Here is an 18554-nt window from a genome sequence, read left to right as displayed (position 1 = left end):
CATGCTACCAGCCTATGCTCCCTGTCGCACGGATCAAAATTGGATGTGCCCACCAAAGTAACAGCACAAAAACTACTATACCCACGTATGCAGGCTTAAGGAACTCTTTAATATCAAGGGTTTGCCGCCCTTGAAAAATTGCCAAAAAGGGCATAATCGAAGTTCGAGATTTTAAGGTTTCAAAAGATTCGCCGTAGCGGGCCTGTAGACGGCGATCGCCATGCCATACACCAAATAGATGATGCAAAATTAGCCCAGCCGATGTAACCAGCATAAACGTCGTACCTAGCCAAAGGGCATGGGCGACACACCAAATTACCTGTCCAACCATTTGAGGGTGGCGAGTAATCCGAATAATTCCGGTTTCAAACAGATGCACCTGGGGTTTTTGAATTGCCGCAATTTCCAGCAAATTAAAAGTTGCTGGGTAGAGAAAGATAAAAGAAATTGCCGAAAGTGTCCATACAGCAATTTCTACACCGGGAATGCCCTGCAATTGCCAAAGCTGTAACCCGTCATAGCGGTGATTAATAAAGTAAATAATCAGAACTGTTGCCAAGGGCAAACTAACCAGCGCAAAAAAAACGCGGTAGAGCCTTGCACCAACTAGTTTCTCAGCACGAGGGCGCAATGCCGCCAAACCACTATGGGCGATCGCAAAACCAAACAATAGCCCCAAAATCACAAAATGACTGGGCGTTAGCCATTCATTAGACATAGCCACTAACAGACACCTATCCGCGATGTATCAAGCACTAACGTATACTCTAAAACAATAAATCGATGTCTAGCTGCATGAGATCAACGGTATAGAGATTGCCTTGGTTACCGTCCCAGGTAGCAACCAGGAGATTACTTTGGTTGAACGGGGCGATCGCAGTAATGGGAGCTAGTCCACCAATCCGGCTAATTTGCTGCCCTTCACGGTCTAGAAGTACAATTTGCCCCTGGCTATCTGCCAAAATGTAGCCCCAACGAGTAGCCAGCAAAAGTTCAGGCACAATTTCAACTCCGAGCCGTGTAATTCTGAAGGGTTTCAGGTCAATCAGCAATACAGACTGAGGATTGCACAAATCAGTTGCTAGCAGTTGATAAGGGACAGAAGTTGCAATAACCTGTCCTATCGGCACAGGCACAACGAGAGAACCGAGACGATTGCCCCGGCGCGTAAACCCTTCAATCAAGGTCGCTGAAGAATGCTGTTTTGAATTTGGAAACAGCGACATCGTTCGAGACGGCAAACCAGAAGCAACTACGACATGACGAGAATCCAGCGCAATCAACCTAATACTAGAAGGATGTCCTTTGAGCGCTAGCTTGATAGGTTGAGTAGGTGGCTTGAATTTAAAGTCCATCTCCGAAAGATGCCAAAATTCCAAAGTATTGAACTCGGCATCAGTAGGAGTAGTCAAAGTCGCCAACCAGTTCCCTTTGGCAGCAGCAACAAAATCTTGACTTGGCACAGTTACGAGTTGCGGCGTAGGGTGCGCTGCCTGATTAAACAAAGGGAGAAAATAAACTGCCTCGGATGTGACCGCAAAACAACCTTGAGAATGAAGCCATAAATTTCGCACGGGTGAAGGCAGAATCGTGTGCCAGGTCTGCCGCAAATCACCTGCGCTAATCAAAGTGTCAGCAGGGAGCAGTTGATGAGCAACCTGAGTGCCCGTCGTCCAACAAAGATTTGCCAGTGGAATAGAGTGCGAGCGCTGTAATGGTGTGTTGGACTGTGGAGCCAGCGACAACTGGGCGATCGGGTGCGGCAGTGGCTCACACTGCTGATAGCCAAATTCACAAACCGGAGCAGGTCGCTTCGGTTGCAGCAATGGCACGTTTGCCTGCGATTCCAGCAAAGAACCAAACCCTTGCTCCATTGCAACAATCTGTAAAGCAGACAGCATCTCTGCTGCTGAGCGAAACCGTCGAGCCGATAGCTTTTGCAACGAAGTAATCAGAATTGGCTGCCACGCAGGTGGGATGGAGTCAGGCAACTTTAAGGGATGATTCAAATGAGCCGACATCAACTCTGTTGGAGTACCTGAAAACGGGCGGTGCCCAGTAATCAGTTCAAACAGCAAAATACCTACTGAGTAAAGGTCAGAGGCAGGCGAATATTGCCCGTAGAATCGCTCTGGAGCCATATAAGCAGGTGAACCCGTATTGCCCGTTCCCTGCTCAACCAATTCCTGATTGAGACGAGCAATGCCAAAATCAGAAATTCGTGCCGTCCAGCCTGAAGGTTGCAAATTCAGCAGAATGTTCTCTGGCTTAATGTCACAGTGGACAATACCCCGACTATGAGCATGATCCAGCCCTGCCAAAATATCAGCCACTAGCTTCAAGCTTTGCGGCAAATTCAGGAAGCTATCTCCCACCATCAGGTTGCGAAGGGTGCCGCCTTCGCAATAATCCATCACCAAGTAGCGCCCTGTACGAGTGTGCTCCAAGGCTTGACAGGTAACAATGTTTTCGTGCTGCAAACTCAGCAAAAATCGCAGTTCGCGCAGAAACTTGTGCGTTGGAAATCGCTGATGCTCTAGATTTTTCAGCGCTACCAAGCGACCTGTCTGCCGGTGTACGGCGCAGAAAACCCGGCCAAACTGCCCCTGCCCCACCAATCCGAGGAGCCGATACTTCGATCGCTTTAACTCACTTCCAACTGGGCTGGACACAACAACATTTTTCTATAGCTTAGTCTATAGAACCTAACAAAATTAATAGAAATTTGACTCAGATGAGGCTACACTCCGAGCGGTACGACCTTTTTAGACTTAGGCTTTAAAGCTTAACTAGAAAACTTAGAGTAGAAGTTGCAACCAAACCATATTTACATATTTGTAGATGTACCTGGGTGCAAGCTTAGCAACGAAGGTTTAGTTTAGCCAGAAATTTGCTGCATTATAGCTTCGTGTTCCAGATTGGTAACTAGAGTCTCAGCAGGCTCTAGACGCTTAGTCAAGCCGATGACAAACCGATTACAGTCGGCTTCAAGCGACTCGCAGGTCGTCTGGACGCAGTGAAGTTCTCGTCCTGTTAGTTGACTGAAGAAAGCACTCAAGATTCCGGCTTCCAGGAAACAACTGGGCTGTTTACCTTGGGGAGCTAATTTAGCAAAGGGAGAGTTCCAAGTTTTAATGACCAAAAACCCACGATGCTGGTAGGTTTGGTCAAGCTCAATCTTGCCCCAGCCATGCGTAATCCAACATTGCTGCAAGGATTGGAGAAACTCGACCATCGCCATATCGGCAGGTGAGACGCTGTAATAATCCGTCAATTGTTCACAGAAGCGAACGTAGAAGTTCTTACCCCACCAACGACCGCAGTTAAACAACACTAACCGCGATGCTTGTCCTGTTTCCTTTTCTAATCCAGCATAGATGCCCTGGATCAGGGTTTCAGGAATTGCCAGCAGGCGATCGCCCTGACGATTTTCCAGCAAGCCTAACTCCAGATCACCCCGCACATAGGCATCGGTTGCGAAGTAATTGCTGGGAATACGGTTATTTGTTAGTAAATCAGCAACGGAAATCATGGTTTTGGGTGAGGATTAGAGGTTCGGAGTTGGAGTAGTTGCAGGCTGCTGGAGCGTGTTTTGCGCTAGCAGCAGCATGGGGCTTAGTAGGGTTAAGTGCCTGGGATTTAGGGCTTGCTTGAGACGCTGATTGAGGAGTCGGTATAACACTGCGTCTATGGAGCGGGTGTCGTAAACCTGAATCGTTTGGCTCAACCAGCCCAACAACCGTTCTTTGACGAATGTTTCATCGTTGAGTAGCATTCCCATCGCGCAGTAGCGAAGCAGCAGCAGCGCATTTTTGATACTGCGTTCCAGCATCTCAACTTTTTGCTGAGGCAGTTCTAACTGAAGCTGATCTGCGACCGACTGCATGATTTTGAGTTCGCGATCGCGCAAGTTGCGATAGGCTTCTAGCCGCTCAGGGAGAGAGTCTACGTATTCACCTAGAAGGTTAAGTTCCTCGGGCTTGAGATAACGATTCTCTGCTTCATCAAAAATGGCTTCAAGTTGTGGATGCATGGCGGAGAGAAGTGATGAGGGATGAAGGAAAATTGGAAGGTGAATGGCTAGGGTTGGGAAGTTGTATTGAACTTTAGAAGAGGTCAGAGAAATCTTCTAAGGTGAAGTCTTCGTTGGATGATGGGGTAGAGGTTGCTGGGGTGGGCGTAGTGGCGATCGCGTTGCCGTCCCAGGCGATCGCGCCGAAGAATTGACTAACAGTTAGGGTCAAGCTCAGTGATGCGTCGTTGCCGTGTAGAGCAGTGAGCTTGAGTTCTTGTACCTCTGGTGAATGTCCTTCCCAGTTGAAGGCGGTGAAAAACTGATGGACGGTTTGCTGCAACCAAGGTTTTGAAGTTGGGGTAGAACCATTCATCCCACCATTCATCCCATTGGTCTTTCCGTTGGTGTGTGCTACTGCTGCATTGCTCATCTCAACAGTTCTCCACCCCGCAGACGCTTCTCGATGTCTCTAGCTGTTGCGCCTTCGTTAAGCCAGAAGGAGGCTGCATCAATCCGATCTTGGCTGCCTAGGAGGAATTTGCAGTAAGTTTCGCCCATTGAGTAGCACTGAATCTCGATGCAACCAAGCTGTTTTTTGACGAGTTCGGTGAAGAAACCGGCAAATAGTCCGGCGTAGATGTGGCAGACCGGCTTACCTACGTCTCCTAGGGTACGAGCAACAGCAGAATCAAAGATATTGATAAACATGAAGCCTTGTTTGCGATCGCCCATATCTACCTCCCAGCGTCCCCAACCTTGAGAGGTGAAGGGCCACCACCAGGTTTCTAAGAGAAAGAGCAAATTGGTTTGACGAACAGTGCGGTCATATTCTTTCTCAAACCACTTCTCGAAGAAGAAAGCATCTTTTTGACCCCATTCACAGCCAATCGTGTACATCGTAGCTGCGGAGGCATCACCCACTTCTTCTTCCAGTCCTTCAACCAGCCCGATGATGAAATCCTCGGTGGTGAAAATGTTTTGACTGCCGTTCCAGTCTGTGATCGTGCCCTTGTCAGGGTCGAATTGGAAGAAATCACGGAACCCATAGTGGTTGTGTTTTCTAGAGTTTTTTGATTTGGGCAGATTTTGAGGAGGTTGGGTCACCGTCACCATAGGAGTTCTCTTGACTGGGTTGAGTATCGATGAGAGCTTGAGTAACTCAGGTAAATAGATGCTACTTCCTATAGGAAAATTGACTGAAACGGCCAAGCGCAAATCTACTGGTTTGCTCCCCTTGGGTTACTCTTGTCTTCAATATTCCCCCGATTTGGTGAATCTAACGGACAAGTATCCGTAGATTTTTGTGAACCTGAATCCGCAGCGTCAATGGATGGCGCTAGGCAACAATCCTAAACTGGCTGCGGCTGAGGGAGGGAGTGCCGGAGAGGGTGGCGATCGCGACCGCTGACCCACTGCCTACGCCATCGCGATCAAAACTAAGCAAACCACTGCTGGTGTTATATAGGAAGTTGGCACTCGTCCCGACAGATGTGGGATTACTGCCGCTGATGAAGGCTCCGGTTGCAGATGCGGTGCCACGCAAGCTAACTCCCCGTCGCAAACCGCCGCCAAATCCTGAAGCCGAAATTTGCAGCAGGTCATCTCTACCAAAGTCGGTGATGGTATCTCTACCCTGACTGGCGAACTTGTAAGCAAAGGTATCTGCTCCTCCTGCTCCTCTTAGCAGGTCACTTCCAGCACCTCCCGTGAGAACATTTGCGCCACTGTTTCCAGTTAATTCGTCGTCAAAGGATGAGCCAGTCAGGTTCTCTATGTTGGTTAAGCGATCGCGACTGTTAAAAGAAGAAAGAACGCCTTGGTTAGATAGTCGGGCATACCAGGTATCTCCCAATTTGTCGTAACCTGCTTTGGTGGGGTGAATGCCATCACTGCCAATGTCACCTAGGTTTAAGGAACCTCCTGCATTCACAAACGTAACTCGCTTACCTTGAGCAGCTTTAGCACTGACCAAATCTGGAATGGCTTCGTTGAAGTCCTGCAAGCGAGCATTTCGAGATGAGTTTGTAACGGGTGTGACGGTGGATATGACCAGTCTGGCGTTGGGCGATCGGCTGGTAATCTGATCAATCAGCTCACCCAAGTCTGCCTTCATTTGGTCGAGTGGTCGGTTGTTAGTGACGTTGGTGTCGTTGGTGCCAATTTGCAGAAGAATAATATCAGGACTGTAAGTTTCAAAATACTCAGAATCATCCACGATATTGGTAATCTGGCTAATTCTTAGTCCAGGGTTACCCTCGTGGTCTTTGTCCCTTAAGTCGCTGGGACCGTCAGATCTTGAACCGACTAGATCAACGGCAAAGCGATCGCCAATAAATCGATCTTCCAGCTGAGTGCGATAGGCTCCTGCGACCCGATTTGTATGTTCACCGGAGGTAATTGAGTCTCCCAGCGGCAAAACTGAGATGATGCGGCTGGCACTTCCAGTGCTCAGGTTGGCAGAAATGCGATAAGTTGACCCGGCATAACTAGCAGTATCTATTCCCGTACCGCCATTCAGGGTATTTCTACCAGTGCCTCCAGTCAGCGTGTCATTGCCGTCTCTACCATCCAGAGAATCATTGCCAGCGCCGCCATTCAGTGAGTTGTGCCCTGCATTACCCAGGATTCTATTGTTTAAGCTGTTACCAACACCGTTTAACGAATTTCTTCCTTGTAGAGCAAGGGTTTCAACGTGATCAGGCAGTTGCAGGCTGACCGTAGATCTGATTAAATCTATCCCCTCATTTGCTTCTTCAACGACGCGATCGCTTTGGCTGTCTACTACGTAAGCATCATTACCCAAGCCACCAATCAGAGCATCTCTACCGATGCCACCATCAAGCGAATCGTTCCCGAGTAATCCTAATAATCTGTCGTTGCCACCTAGCCCGAAAAGTTGATCGTTTCCGTTGGTGCCTCTAATCCCGTTATTCCTGGAGTTACCCGTTATCCTTGCCATTTTGCTGCCTTGTAATAGTCATGGATTGTCATGCTGAAGCTGACGGAACAGATATCACTGCACCGCTTCCCCGTAGGCAGAAGATAGTTTCTAAAGCGCTACTTTGATGGGTTTGTCGGGTTCTACGTTAACGGCTATATCTAGGTAGCACTACTGAACAAAGGAGATCTTTACTGAGCTTTCAAGCTATTTGGGCTTTGGTGAGAAAAGGATGAAGGGTAGGGAATGAAGGATAAGGAAAGGATTTTTAGCTATGGGCTGTTGCGAATTGCAGGCTGTTGACGTGGGTGACGAAGTTAGAGAGGATTTGCAATCCGCTAGTTGAAGATTTTTCGGGGTGAAATTGGGTCGCCATCAAGTTATTGTGGGCGATCGCCGCAGTCACTGTTTGACTACCATGCGTGATCATTGCTGCGGTGACTGTAGAGTCAGTCGGGTCAGCGTAATAAGAGTGGACGAAATATGCCCAGGGGTCAGCGGGAAGCTGCTGCCAGAATGGAAGATTAGTCTGGGTGAACTGGAGTTGATTCCAACCCATGTGAGGAATGGTAATACCTGGTTCTGAGCGAAAGCGACGCACAGTTCCAGCAATTACTCCTAGACCTGGTTCGTGACCTTCTTCGCTGTTTTCTAGAAGAATTTGTAAGCCTAAACAAATTCCCAGGAAGGGTTTGCCGCTAGCGATGATGTCTTTGATCGGTTGAATTAAATCGCGCGATCGCAAATGTTGAATTGCCGGATCAAATGCGCCTACTCCCGGTAAAACGACTGCATCAGCTCGTTCTAACTCTTGAGCGGAATCGGTAATTTGGGGGGTTGCACCTGCTTTCTCTAAGCCTTTGCAGGCAGAGTGCAAGTTTCCCATGTCGTAATCGACAACGGCAATAACAGTCATTTCCTGCTCCTGGAAGTGGTGGCTTCCTTCATCCTACTCGTTTGACGGTCACCGCGAAAGAAGTGGGGCAGCGGTGTCAGCGATCGCCACGATTAATTGATTATGAACTTCAGACCATAGGTCAGGGTTTCTAGACAAGGGTTCATTCCCGGAAATAGAGACGGCATAATGGCACCTCAGATGAAGCAGTGGCAGAAGTAAGACTCAGATAGATATATTCTTATGGTCAGGCTTACGCTTTTAGTCTTTCTCAGAAATCTCTGTGACTCAAATTCTACTCACTTCTTTTACGACCTGGATGGCGCATCAGCAATCGAATGCATCAGATGATTTGCTGGTAGAAATTCAGCAAAATTATCCTTCAACAGGTTTGCATTTTTTGAGGCAGCTTCCAGTTGATTTTCGATTGGCACCGGAGCAGGCGATCGCTCACTTTAACCAGCTTCAACCTGATGCTGTAATCTTGTGTGGAATGGCAGAGTTTCGGCAGAAATTGACTGTAGAGTCAAGGGCGATCGAAGGTGAAACGATTCTCCATACAAGAGTCAATCTAGAGAAACTAATCACAGAACTAGAGTTTACTGAAATCAGTCATGATGCAGGACAGTTTGTTTGCGAAGCACTCTATCATGCGATGCTGAAACATCTACAGGAAGCTGGTTTAGACTGCCCCTGCATCTTTGTTCATATCCCTGTTTTGACTTCAATGAATTCTCAACAACTTGTCAAAGACTTCCAAGCGATCGTCGAGTATGTTCGCAGCGAAACCCATTATGTAAATGCAAAAGCTGACATGCTAAAAACCCCATAGGTGAAGCTGGAATGCAATTGAGTTGCTTTGGCTTCTGCACCGCCTGCTCCCATTGCAACAAATAGCGGCAAGAAGTGTTCTTCGCTGGGGTGATTTTGAGCTGCATGAGGAGCAGTACGTTGACCGCCTGGTAGGTCATCAATGCGCTGGTGTGTGACGGTTTCTGTTAGCCATTCGTCAAACTGAGCAACCCATTCGGGCGGAGATGCCTCAAATGGATAAGCGCCAAACATACGTAGATTGTGCGTTGCGGCACCACTTGCCACGATCAACACATCGGACTGACGCAACGGTGCCAGAGCTTCCCCTAGACGGAGATGATGTGCTGCCCCTAAATGCGGCTGAAGTGAGAGTTGCGTAACTGGAATATCAGCGTCAGGATCCATCAGCATCAGTGGTGTCCAGGCACCATGATCCAAGCCTAGCTACAGATTGTTTAACTTCTTATTGTACTAATTCTTACAACTTATTTCTACCACTAGTACGGTGTAAAGTGTTCTGTCTCTCTGGCAAGGTGATTACGATTAGAGAGCGGCACAAAGTAAAAAGATTAATCATGCAAACGGTGAAGCTAGTTTCGGGCGCGACGATGCCTGTACTTGGGCAGGGCACTTGGCGGATGGGGGAAAATGGCAGGCAACGCAAGGAAGAGGTGGATGCTCTGCGGTTTGGCGTTGAGCTGGGCATGACGCTAATTGACACCGCTGAGATGTATGGGGAAGGCGGTGCCGAGGAAATTGTGGGAGAAGCGATCGCCCCCAACCGCGACCAAATCTTCCTGGTCAGCAAGGTTTATCCCCACAACGCTACTCGCCGAGGCACTATCGCTGCCTGTGAACGTAGCCTGAAGCGGTTGAAGACCGATTATCTTGACCTTTACCTGCTCCACTGGCGCGGTTCAACGCCTTTGGCTGAAACCATTGAAGCGTTTCAGGAATTGCGGCAGGCTGGAAAGATCCGTGACTTTGGCGTGAGCAATTTCGATCGCGATGACATGGAAGAAGCTCATAGCCTGGATCAGGGGTTAACTACGACCAATCAGGTGCTTTATAACTTGAGTCGGCGTGGCATCGAGTGGGATTTGTTGCCCTGGTGCCGGGAGCAAAATGTGGCAGTGATGGCTTATTCACCGTTAGAACAGGGACGAATGTTGAATAACTCGTCGCTGAAAACTATTGCGGAACGGCATCATGCTTCTGCGGCTCAGGTGGCGATCGCCTGGTTATTGCAACAAGGAGTCATAGTTATTCCAAAATCGAGCAATCGCGATCGCATTCGGGAGAATTACGCAGCACTTGACCTGAAACTAACCGATCCTGACTTAACTGAGTTGAATCAAGCTTTCCCACCGCCCCAGAAAGCCAAACCGCTTGAAGTTCTCTAAAACTCCTCTTGCAGATCTGGCAACTTAGTACAAAATTACTATATTGAGACTTGCCCAGTTGAGCAGAGATACCTTATGAGTACCATTGCCAGACGACCCTCGGTGGTTGAGCTAAGCCAGCGCATTCTGGATATGGCAAAAACTGGGGTTTATCGGGAGTCCGTGTTTGAGGCGCTGAAACCCGTCGCGACTAAGAAACAAATTCGAGAAGCGATCGCCCATGCTAAAAAGTTTGGGCTGCATTCGGTTGCTAGTTTGCGGGACGAGGAATTGGGCACCTATTACGAAGTTGATCTGGTCAAGCTGCGATCACTGGAACATACGATTCCCACTTCGGTTCCAGCTAGTCAGTCAACGGATTTGACGAAGCAAACAACGGATGCGATCGTCACGATTCGGCTAATGTTAACGGCAGCGAAAGGAGCGGCGATCGCCCTTACCATTATTGGATTTGCCTATTTGCTCACAGGAAAGCAGCAGGCTAGCTTTGGCTTGTTTAGCAGTGCTGCTAGTGCAGCGGGGCTGTGGATGTTGCAGAAAGCTTTTGCCAAAAAGGTAGACGGTCAGAGTTAGGTTGCAGTTTGTTGAACAGTTCCTCTAAAACGCCACAAAAGCGATCGCAGTGTGTAGCGTGGAATTATTCCACCACGAGGTGCAGCTATGGCACAACTGAGTCAACGTCGTCCTCAAAACGTGAGTGGCGATTTTTATGTCGATCGCTCCTGCATCGATTGCGATACTTGCCGCTGGATGGCTCCAGAGGTATTTTATGAAGCTGGAGATCAGTCTGCTGTTCATCATCAGCCTGTGAATGACGATGAACGATTGCGGGCAATGCAGGCGTTGCTGGCTTGCCCAACTGCCTCGATTGGCACGGTTGAAAAACCGACTGACATCAAGCAAGCACAAGCAAGTTTCCCGATTTTGGTTGAAGGTCCGGTTTATCACTGCGGCTATCATGCCGAAAGTTCCTTTGGTGCTGCCAGTTACCTGATTCAAAGACCAGAAGGAAATGTGCTGGTCGATTCGCCCCGCTTTGCCCCTCCTCTGGTGAAACGACTGGAGCAACTGGGTGGAGTTCGTTACCTTTACCTGACGCACCGGGATGATGTAGCGGATCACCAGAAGTTTCACGATCATTTTGGCTGCGATCGCATTCTCCACAAAGACGAGATTAGCCGAGGTACGCAGTCAGTAGAGATTCAGCTATCGGGCACAGAACCCACGCCACTTACCGATGATTTGCTGATTATTCCAGTTCCCGGTCACACCAAAGGGCACACGGTTTTGCTGTATGACAACAAATTTTTGTTTACGGGCGATCATCTTGCCTGGTCAAATGAGCTAAACCACCTTTACGCCTTTCGCCGTGCCTGCTGGTATTCCTGGACAGAGTTAGTTCAATCGATGGAAAAACTGGCGAATTACTCCTTTGAATGGGTATTGCCCGGTCATGGTCGTCGCTATCATAGCGATCGCAAAACCATGCATCAACAGATGCAGCAGTGCCTTCAATGGATGAAGGATGAAGGATAAAGTTGTCTTTCGGCCCTCATGCTTCATCCCTTTAAAAGTACGGTAACTTCGACTCTTCAGCCTGAAGAATGGATATTAATATTGAGGTGTAGCGATCGCCAGATAACCACCACCTTTAGGAAAACTCGAATGCAAGATTCACCAAACACTTTTGGCATAGATAAACAAAAGCTGCTGTCAGCGCTCAGTCACGGCTCAATTTTCCTGAGTTCTTTGATTGCTTCTGTGGGCATCCCGATCGCGATTCTGTTTATCTCGGAAGATCCGGTTGTCAAAGAGAACGCGAAGGAAGCAATCAACTTTCACCTCAACGTGTGGCTGTATGGCGCAATCTTTGGTTTTCTTTGCCTGTTGCTGATTGGCTATCCGCTGCTGCTGGTTTTGTTCATCGTTCACTGGACAATGCCTGTTTTGGCAATTATGCACACTTTCCGCGAACCTTCACAGCCTTATCGCTATCCGTTTATTTTCCGCGTAGTGTAAGGAACTGGGAATTAGGAACCTAAGCTAATAGTGATCCTATTTGAGCTGTAACCTTGGCTCTTCAGATCTCCAACTTCTCAGAAAAGTTGGAGATTTTGTCTTTGTAGTGCAATTCTCAAACTCTGCCTTTTTGCCGAGCACATCTGGTAAACCATCAAGCTAGCATCGTTACAGAAGTTAACAAATGAGTGTCGCGCTTTAAGGTTTCAGATGTTTAATCTACTAGATGCAACAAAAGATTATTGGCGCAAGCTAGACGAGCTAGAGGCGGCTTACCAGCGAGGTGAGGTTTCTCTGGCTGAAGTTAATACAAAAGTGCCTGAACTGATAGCAGAGCTGAGCCGCGAACGTCGTGCTGCGATCGCCCTGATGCAGTCTAGTTGGAGTCGCGTTTGGCGCGAACATCAGCAAGCGATCATCGGCACTGTAGCAATTGGTGTTTTGACCTATGCCTGGATGGTTGCTGAGTTAGTTTGAGTCAGTTCGCTCCAAAGTTTGAACAGTTAACACTTGGGGTGGCGTAGAGTCAGGCGGGTAGAGGAAATCAACCTGAACAAGACGGCGATCGCCCTCTGGCATTTCCAACGTCACTAACGGCTCGCCTTGCTGTCCTCGGCGCTGTACGACATGAATGTATCGTGTTCGAGGTAACCCCCGGTCGTCGGTGTAGCGCACTCTCACCGTTCCTCGAAAGAAGGTTTGGGTGGGCAGTGGCTCAAAAAAGCGCAGTCCATTTTGACTCAGTAGGTCTTCTTTGATCGGAGTTTGTAGAGCGATCGCTACCTGTTGAGTTTGATCTGTTGGATTGTGTAAAGGCAGCGAGAGGCTGTACTGAATAGCATAATTGCCGTGCGCCTGATAAGCCGTGTCCGGGTAACGTACCAGCATAGGGGCGGTCTGCACTTGATTTGTGCCTAACCTGCCAGCTACCAAAGTACTGAGTCCATAGGAAAAAGCTTCACCCGGTGCTGGAATACTTAGCGTAGGGGCATCAGGGCTATCTGCTACCTGAGCTTCCCAAACAGAACCTTGAGCCACTCCAGCCACTCGTCCATAAACCACCTGTCCTCCCGTTTGGTCTGGGGGTGTGGGGGTGCGATCGCGGGCTCCAGCAAGACTTCCGGTTTGCAGGAGCGATCGCCACTCATCCAAGGTAGGAGCCTGCTCATTCCCTGTTTCATCCTCACGAGCAAATAGGGCTAAACTCGCTACATATACCCGGCCATCACTTCGCAAGCGCATCAGGGTAGACCGTCCGTTGATTGGCGGGTCAAGCATTTCGACGGGTATTGGCACGTTCAGCAACATTTCATAGCCTCCAGGTGGAACGATCACTTGAGGCAAAAAGCCTTCCTGACGCTGCCCCCGCAAAATATCATTCATGACGCGGCCACCTGGTCCGGCATACACTTCCCCTAAAGGATTTTCTACCAGGGCAGGCAGGTCAATGAAGGGGGCATCCGGTTGGCTGAGATAGGTTGCAGCCTGCAATACATCTACTGCAACCGGTTGACTACCAGGGTTGTGAACAATCACGCCTAAATAAAGACTCGTCAATTCTTCTGGAGATAGTGCCCGATAAACGTGGTGAGCAAATAAATCAAACCGTCCTTCAAATGGAAAATTCAAATGTGCGGCAGGCTGCTCCATTCCTTCTGCGGGAAAAGTTGAGAGCAGAATCCCTTCCGTCTGCACCAGCTCTGGGCTGTTGCTGTTAAACATCGGAATTTGGTCAAGCCCACCCGGAAGCGATCGCACTTCCTGAGGACGGACAAATTCTTGAGGTTCTGGTGGCGGTGGCGGAGTAGGGGTAGGGGTAGCCTGAGCAAGGGTGAGTAGAAAAGCGAACATGCAGGAAGTAGTCGTAGATAGACGGTAATGCTAGTTATTGGTCATTGCTAGCTGTTTGTAGCCAATTTGTAGTCAATGACCAATAACTAGTGCCTAAAAATGTATCACCAACTGGTCACGAATCCTCAACCCCCGTTGCTTCCCAATCCTGCGGTTGCCTGAGCATATTCCCGCAATTCAACGGGGACGGGTTGGGCGTGCCAAATGTCCTCACAGTATTCGCGAATGGCGCGATCGGAGGAAAATTTACCCGTCCGCACTGCATTGAGAATTGACATGCGAGTCCAGTTATCCTGATCTCGGTAAGCTTCACTCACTTTGTCTTGACAGTCAACGTAGGACTGATAATCGGCAAACAGCATGTAAGGGTCGTGATGTAGCAGTGAGTCTAACAGCGGTTTGAACAGACTAACGTCACCGTGAGAGAAGTGCCCTGTGGCAATCAGGTCAATCACTTCACGTAGTTGAGGATTGCTGTGGTAATAGTCCCAGGGATTATATCCTTTGGATTTCAGATCATTCACTTCATCGGTGGTTAAGCCGAATAAAAAGAAGTTTTCTGCACCCACTTCTTCTCGGATTTCAATGTTAGCACCATCGAGTGTGCCGATGGTGAGTGCGCCATTCATGGAAAACTTCATGTTGCCTGTACCAGAGGCTTCTTTTCCGGCTGTGGAAACTTGCTCAGAAAGTTCGGCTGCTGGATAGACTCGTTGACTGAAGGTAACGTTGTAGTCAGGCAAGAAGACAACTTTGAGGCGATCGCGCACATCTGGATCATGATTCACCACATCTGCAACCGAGTTGATCAGCTTAATGATCAGCTTTGCCATGAAATAACCGGGCGCTGCTTTACCGCCAAATAGGAAGGTACGCGGCGTAATGTCAACATCTGGGTTGTGTTTAATCCGATTGTAAAGCGTGATGATGTGCAGCACATTTAGGTGTTGGCGCTTGTACTCATGGATTCGCTTTACCTGGATATCAAACAATGAGTCAGGATATACAGTTACTCCAGTTCGCTGGTGAATGTAAGTTGCTAAATCCTGTTTGATGTCCTGCTTGATCTGTCGCCACTCCTGACGGAAACCAGCATCGTCAGCAAAGGGTTCTAATTCTCTTAGGTCTTCTAGATGCTTAATCCAGTTATCGCCAATTTTGCTGGAAATGAGTTTAGTCAGTCTGGGATTGCTCAACACCATCCAGCGGCGTGGTGTAACTCCATTCGTTTTGTTGCTAAACTTCTCTGGCGAAAACTCATAGAAGTCGCGCAAAACAGTTTCTTTGAGTAGCTCAGAGTGGAGAGCAGCAACTCCGTTTATGGCGTGGCTACCCACAGAGGCAAGATTAGCCATGCGAACATATTTTTCTCCTGTTTCGTCAATCAATGACATGCGGGCAACTCGCCCTACATCGCCAGGATATTTCATTCGCACTTCATCCAGGAAGCGAGTGTTGATTTCGTAGATGATTTGCAGATGCCGGGGCAAAAGGCTACCAAACAAGCTCAAAGACCAGCGCTCCAGAGCTTCTGGCAAGAGGGTGTGATTGGTGTAGCTGAGTGTGTTTCGAGTGATGTTCCAGGCTTTGCTCCACTCTACTAAATGTTCGTCTACGAGCAGGCGCATTAGTTCTGCAACGGCGATCGCAGGGTGAGTGTCATTCAACTGGAGCGCAAACTTTTCGTGTAGGGTGTCTAATGTTTTACCAGTTTGCAAGTGAATTCGGATGATGTCTTGCAGGGAACATGAGACAAAGAAAAACTGTTGAATCAGCCGCAGTTGCTTACCCTGAATCTGCTCATCGTTAGGATAAAGCACTTTAGTGATGTTTTCGGAACTCATTTTTTCATCGACCGCACCGTAATAATCTCCTTTGTTGAATGCCTGAAAGTCAAAGGATTCTGGTGCTTCTGCTTTCCAGAGTCTTAGGGTGTTGACGGTATTGTTTCTGTATCCGGTAATGGGTGTGTCATAGGGAATTCCATTCACCGTCTGATTAGGAACCCAGCGCACGCGAAGTCTGCCGATGTCATCGTGGTAGGTTTCGATGTGTCCGCCAAATTTAACCTCGACGGTCTCTTCAGGGCGAGCAATCTCCCAAGGGTTGCCATAGTGCAGCCATTTGTCGGTGATTTCGACCTGCCAGCCATCCCGGATTTGCTGATCAAAGATGCCAAATTCATAGCGAATGCCGTAGCCAATTGCAGGCACTTCCAAAGAGGCAAGAGAATCTAAGTAGCAGGCTGCTAATCGCCCCAAGCCACCATTTCCCAAACCTGGCTCTTCTTCTTGGTTGAGCAAATCTTGCAGATCTAAGCCTGATTCTTCAACGGCTTGACGCACCTGATCGTAGATATCCAGGTTGATCAGGTTATTTCCCAGGTGTGGACCCATCAAGAACTCGGCAGATAGGTAGCCTACAACTTTAACGCCCGGTTTGCGGCAAGTGGTGGTGGTGTTGAGCCAGCGCAGAAGGAGGCGATCGCGCACAGTGTAGGCTAGCGCCATGTACAAATCATTCTTGGTGGCATTGCTAGGAAATTTGCCCTGAATGTAGACCAAATTATCCGCCAAGGCACGTCTGAGGGTTTCTACCTCTAGACCTGTGCGATCGTCGTCCACCTGAACTGGAATATTTTGAGTTTGTGTAGGGTTTTGGGTCTGCATGTAGATTAACAGGAGTCCTGTCTATAGCTCGATTAAAGCGCTAGGTTCAAATGCGGTTTACAACCGTCCCTACTAATATCTGTGCTGATGGTTAAGACGGGTTGATTCTCCCTAAAGAATTAAGGTACGTAAAATTCGTAAGTTGCGTGAAGCACAGCGGAACCTAACACTTGCAGGACTCCCCGTTGGGTTTCGCAATGCTCCACCTAACCTACATCGCTGTAGGGACATGGCAATGCCATGTCCCTAAGGAATTCATACATCAGATCAGCATATATCGCCTATTTTGTGGTTTTGGTCTTTGCAGGACTTAATCCTTTAATTGCGGGTGCGTTTACGACCTCACCTGTGGCACTAAAGCGGGAGCCGTGGCAGGGGCAATCCCAGGATTTTTCAGCGGAGTTCCAGGCAACAATGCAACCTAAATGAGGACAAACGGCTGAACATTCGTGTAATTCGCCAGATTCATCCCGGTAAGCGGCTATTTTGGTGAGTCCGTGTCGAATGACTGCCCCTGTTCCTGGAGCCAACTGCTCAGCGTCATCGATCTCACCGCCTGTCACCCAGTCTGCATACTGTGCAGCGACATTGATTCCTTCTGTAATTAGGTCAGAGGCAGCACCCACTGGCACTCGTCCTGGATTGTACAGCTCTTCCCAAGGGTTCTTATGTCCAGCAATCAGGTCGGTTAAGAGCATTCCAGCGATCGTGCCGTGAGTCATGCCCATTCCTGAATCGCCTGTTGCGATGTAAACGTTCTCTGCTTGGTCAGGACTTTGCCCAATGTATGCTAGCCCATCTGCCGATTCCATGACTTCCCCTGACCAGCGAAACTCAATGCTTTCTACCATTGGAAACCTTTCTTTTGTCCAGGTTTCTAGGGCAGCATAGCGGGCATCGGCATCGTTTGCCTGTCCGGTTTTGTGGTCTTCACCCCCAACAATCAGCAAATCGTAGGTTTCTCCACCGGTTTGCATTGTCTGTAAACGGACGTAGTGATAGGGGTCGAGCGTATCCCAATATAAGCCTTTGGCGATCGCCCCCTCTGGCACTTTTGCAGCAATCACATAGGTTTGGTAGGGAGCCTGCTTTAAGTGAGTAAAGACGCGATCGTTAATTGGAGAATTGGTTGCAATCACAAGTGCATTAGCGGTGACGGTGAATCCTTCCCGCGTCTTCACCTGGGTTGGAGAACCGCCCTTCACCTCGCTGACGTGAGTGTGGGTGTAGATGCGTCCACCGTGACGGGTAATAGCATCGGCTAGCCCTGCCAGATACTTTTGGGGGTCAAACTGAGCCTGTTGGGGAAAGCGCAAACACGGGCCAGTGTCGAAGCTGCTGATAGGCGATCGCGCCAACTTTTCAACCCCAGTTAAACCAGAGCGATGAGCAGCTTCTAGCTCTTGATCTAAATCCTTAACATCATCTAGTGTGGCAGCAAACAAGTAGCCATCTAACCGCTCAAAATCGCAGTCAATGTTCTCAGCGGTAACGATGGATTCGACGCAGGCGATCGCTGCTGTAAAGCTGTCAGCGACTAATTTTGCCGCTTCTTTATCATGAGTATTCTCAATTTCGTAGTAGCGATCGTCGAGTGCTGTAGCAATGTGAGCGGTTGTCCGAACGGTTTGACCACCCCCAATCGTTCTACCCTCCAATACCACGACAGATTTCTTTTGCTTGGCTAATAAGTAAGCCGTTGTGAGTCCCGCAATTCCTGCTCCGACTACACACACGTCTGCATGAAGAGATTCCTTTAGAGCGGATTGCTCAGGAACCTTTGCGGTTCTCATCCAAACCGAAGTACTTTCTCCAGAATTCTGGTGCATTACTCTTATTCCTCGTTTCTCATTACAAGGAATCTTTACATAGCTTTACAAAAGCTGGGTTCTTTCGAAAGAGGGAGAGGATGGCAAAAGTAACCCTTAGGATAGGCGATCGCAGCAAAGGC

18 protein-coding genes are annotated in these 18554 nt (G+C 48.7%); 6 read left to right on the top strand and 12 right to left on the bottom strand.

Features of this window, described 5'->3' with window-relative positions:
* Positions 1–4 precede the first annotated feature (4 nt).
* The 8 genes from H6F93_RS24865 to hisH form a co-directional block, all read right to left on the bottom strand.
* On the bottom strand, positions 5–718 hold the full coding sequence (locus H6F93_RS24865; RefSeq protein WP_190686978.1) for an NnrU family protein: 714 nt from the start codon (positions 716–718) through the stop codon (positions 5–7).
* Positions 719–767: 49 nt separating this feature from the next.
* Entirely contained in the window at positions 768–2672 is a 1905-nt protein-coding gene (locus H6F93_RS24860) for a protein kinase domain-containing protein (protein ID WP_190686799.1), read from the bottom strand.
* 206 nt (positions 2673–2878) lie between these two features.
* Positions 2879–3532 carry a V4R domain-containing protein gene (locus H6F93_RS24855; RefSeq protein ID WP_190686796.1) on the bottom strand — a complete coding sequence of 218 codons (654 nt, stop codon included), beginning with the start codon at positions 3530–3532 and terminating at the stop codon, positions 2879–2881.
* Between the two features lie 15 nt (positions 3533–3547).
* Positions 3548–4033 (bottom strand): bilin-binding protein, encoded by a 486-nt coding sequence (locus H6F93_RS24850; RefSeq protein WP_190686793.1) that lies wholly within the window; start codon positions 4031–4033, stop codon positions 3548–3550.
* Between the two features lie 73 nt (positions 4034–4106).
* The gene (locus tag H6F93_RS24845; RefSeq protein WP_190686789.1) at positions 4107–4445 is read right to left on the bottom strand and encodes a hypothetical protein; all 339 of its coding nucleotides are present in this window, start codon (positions 4443–4445) and stop codon (positions 4107–4109) included.
* Positions 4442–5128 carry a V4R domain-containing protein gene (locus H6F93_RS24840; RefSeq protein ID WP_190642613.1) on the bottom strand — a complete coding sequence of 229 codons (687 nt, stop codon included), beginning with the start codon at positions 5126–5128 and terminating at the stop codon, positions 4442–4444. Before H6F93_RS24840 ends, H6F93_RS24845 begins: the two co-directional genes overlap by 4 nt.
* A 223-nt stretch (positions 5129–5351) precedes the next feature.
* Entirely contained in the window at positions 5352–6974 is a 1623-nt protein-coding gene (locus H6F93_RS24835) for a GDSL-type esterase/lipase family protein (RefSeq protein WP_190686785.1), read from the bottom strand.
* A gap of 247 nt (positions 6975–7221) precedes the next feature.
* The gene (gene hisH / locus H6F93_RS24830) at positions 7222–7869 is read right to left on the bottom strand and encodes an imidazole glycerol phosphate synthase subunit HisH (RefSeq protein WP_190686781.1); all 648 of its coding nucleotides are present in this window, start codon (positions 7867–7869) and stop codon (positions 7222–7224) included.
* Between the two features lie 262 nt (positions 7870–8131).
* Between hisH and H6F93_RS24820 the strand changes: the two genes are divergently transcribed.
* Positions 8132–8680, top strand: coding sequence for a peptidase C15 (locus H6F93_RS24820; RefSeq protein WP_347277354.1), 549 nt, complete (start codon positions 8132–8134; stop codon positions 8678–8680).
* Here the strand turns inward: H6F93_RS24820 and H6F93_RS24815 are convergent.
* Positions 8641–9066: a dioxygenase family protein gene (locus tag H6F93_RS24815; RefSeq protein WP_206755777.1), complete on the bottom strand. Its 426-nt coding sequence runs from the start codon at positions 9064–9066 to the stop codon at positions 8641–8643. The two genes, H6F93_RS24820 and H6F93_RS24815, sit on opposite strands and share 40 nt — an antisense overlap.
* Positions 9067–9236: 170 nt before the next feature.
* Here H6F93_RS24815 and H6F93_RS24810 point away from each other — a divergent pair, with 170 nt between their 5' ends.
* The 5 genes from H6F93_RS24810 (at position 9237) to H6F93_RS24790 (ending at position 12560) form a co-directional block, all read left to right on the top strand.
* Complete coding sequence (locus H6F93_RS24810; protein WP_190686773.1) at positions 9237–10064, top strand: aldo/keto reductase; 828 nt, start codon at positions 9237–9239, stop codon at positions 10062–10064.
* A gap of 75 nt (positions 10065–10139) precedes the next feature.
* Positions 10140–10637 (top strand): hypothetical protein, encoded by a 498-nt coding sequence (locus H6F93_RS24805; RefSeq protein ID WP_190686770.1) that lies wholly within the window; start codon positions 10140–10142, stop codon positions 10635–10637.
* Between the two features lie 87 nt (positions 10638–10724).
* Positions 10725–11600, top strand: coding sequence for an MBL fold metallo-hydrolase (locus H6F93_RS24800; protein WP_190686767.1), 876 nt, complete (start codon positions 10725–10727; stop codon positions 11598–11600).
* A gap of 129 nt (positions 11601–11729) precedes the next feature.
* Positions 11730–12083 (top strand): DUF4870 domain-containing protein, encoded by a 354-nt coding sequence (locus H6F93_RS24795; protein WP_190642606.1) that lies wholly within the window; start codon positions 11730–11732, stop codon positions 12081–12083.
* Between the two features lie 210 nt (positions 12084–12293).
* Positions 12294–12560: a hypothetical protein gene (locus tag H6F93_RS24790; RefSeq protein WP_190642605.1), complete on the top strand. Its 267-nt coding sequence runs from the start codon at positions 12294–12296 to the stop codon at positions 12558–12560.
* On the opposite strand, the gene H6F93_RS24785 is transcribed toward H6F93_RS24790, so the two are convergent.
* From H6F93_RS24785 to H6F93_RS34240, 3 genes are all read right to left on the bottom strand, one after another.
* Positions 12552–13934, bottom strand: a complete 1383-nt coding sequence (locus H6F93_RS24785) for a DUF3370 domain-containing protein (protein ID WP_190686763.1) — start codon at positions 13932–13934, stop codon at positions 12552–12554. The two genes, H6F93_RS24790 and H6F93_RS24785, sit on opposite strands and share 9 nt — an antisense overlap.
* A 125-nt stretch (positions 13935–14059) precedes the next feature.
* The gene (locus tag H6F93_RS24780; RefSeq protein WP_190686759.1) at positions 14060–16603 is read right to left on the bottom strand and encodes a glycogen/starch/alpha-glucan phosphorylase; all 2544 of its coding nucleotides are present in this window, start codon (positions 16601–16603) and stop codon (positions 14060–14062) included.
* 281 nt (positions 16604–16884) lie between these two features.
* Entirely contained in the window at positions 16885–18432 is a 1548-nt protein-coding gene (locus H6F93_RS34240; protein WP_190686755.1) for an FAD-dependent oxidoreductase, read from the bottom strand.
* Between the last annotated feature and the right edge of the window lie 122 nt (positions 18433–18554).

The organism is Leptolyngbya sp. FACHB-671 (assembly GCF_014695745.1).
Classification (GTDB): Bacteria; Cyanobacteriota; Cyanobacteriia; order Elainellales; family Elainellaceae; genus JAAUTN01.
Note: the sequence above shows the minus strand (reverse complement) of the source record. Positions and strands in the feature narration are given on the sequence as shown.

Bases quoted from the DNA above. Each gene is read 5' to 3' on its own strand.
- H6F93_RS24845 (WP_190686789.1), bottom strand. From the start codon at position 4,445: ATGAGCAATGCAGCAGTAGCACACACCAACGGAAAGACCAATGGGATG.
- H6F93_RS24865 (WP_190686978.1), bottom strand. From the start codon at position 718: ATGTCTAATGAATGGCTAACGCCCAGTCATTTTGTGATTTTGGGGCTA.
- H6F93_RS24810 (WP_190686773.1), top strand. From the start codon at position 9,237: ATGCAAACGGTGAAGCTAGTTTCGGGCGCGACGATGCCTGTACTTGGG.
- H6F93_RS34240 (WP_190686755.1), bottom strand. From the start codon at position 18,432: ATGCACCAGAATTCTGGAGAAAGTACTTCGGTTTGGATGAGAACCGCA.
- H6F93_RS24795 (WP_190642606.1), top strand. From the start codon at position 11,730: ATGCAAGATTCACCAAACACTTTTGGCATAGATAAACAAAAGCTGCTG.
- H6F93_RS24855 (WP_190686796.1), bottom strand. From the start codon at position 3,532: ATGATTTCCGTTGCTGATTTACTAACAAATAACCGTATTCCCAGCAAT.
- H6F93_RS24815 (WP_206755777.1), bottom strand. From the start codon at position 9,066: ATGGATCCTGACGCTGATATTCCAGTTACGCAACTCTCACTTCAGCCG.
- H6F93_RS24790 (WP_190642605.1), top strand. From the start codon at position 12,294: ATGTTTAATCTACTAGATGCAACAAAAGATTATTGGCGCAAGCTAGAC.
- H6F93_RS24780 (WP_190686759.1), bottom strand. From the start codon at position 16,603: ATGCAGACCCAAAACCCTACACAAACTCAAAATATTCCAGTTCAGGTG.
- hisH (WP_190686781.1), bottom strand. From the start codon at position 7,869: ATGACTGTTATTGCCGTTGTCGATTACGACATGGGAAACTTGCACTCT.
- H6F93_RS24805 (WP_190686770.1), top strand. From the start codon at position 10,140: ATGAGTACCATTGCCAGACGACCCTCGGTGGTTGAGCTAAGCCAGCGC.
- H6F93_RS24800 (WP_190686767.1), top strand. From the start codon at position 10,725: ATGGCACAACTGAGTCAACGTCGTCCTCAAAACGTGAGTGGCGATTTT.
- H6F93_RS24785 (WP_190686763.1), bottom strand. From the start codon at position 13,934: ATGTTCGCTTTTCTACTCACCCTTGCTCAGGCTACCCCTACCCCTACT.
- H6F93_RS24835 (WP_190686785.1), bottom strand. From the start codon at position 6,974: ATGGCAAGGATAACGGGTAACTCCAGGAATAACGGGATTAGAGGCACC.
- H6F93_RS24840 (WP_190642613.1), bottom strand. From the start codon at position 5,128: ATGGTGACGGTGACCCAACCTCCTCAAAATCTGCCCAAATCAAAAAAC.
- H6F93_RS24850 (WP_190686793.1), bottom strand. From the start codon at position 4,033: ATGCATCCACAACTTGAAGCCATTTTTGATGAAGCAGAGAATCGTTAT.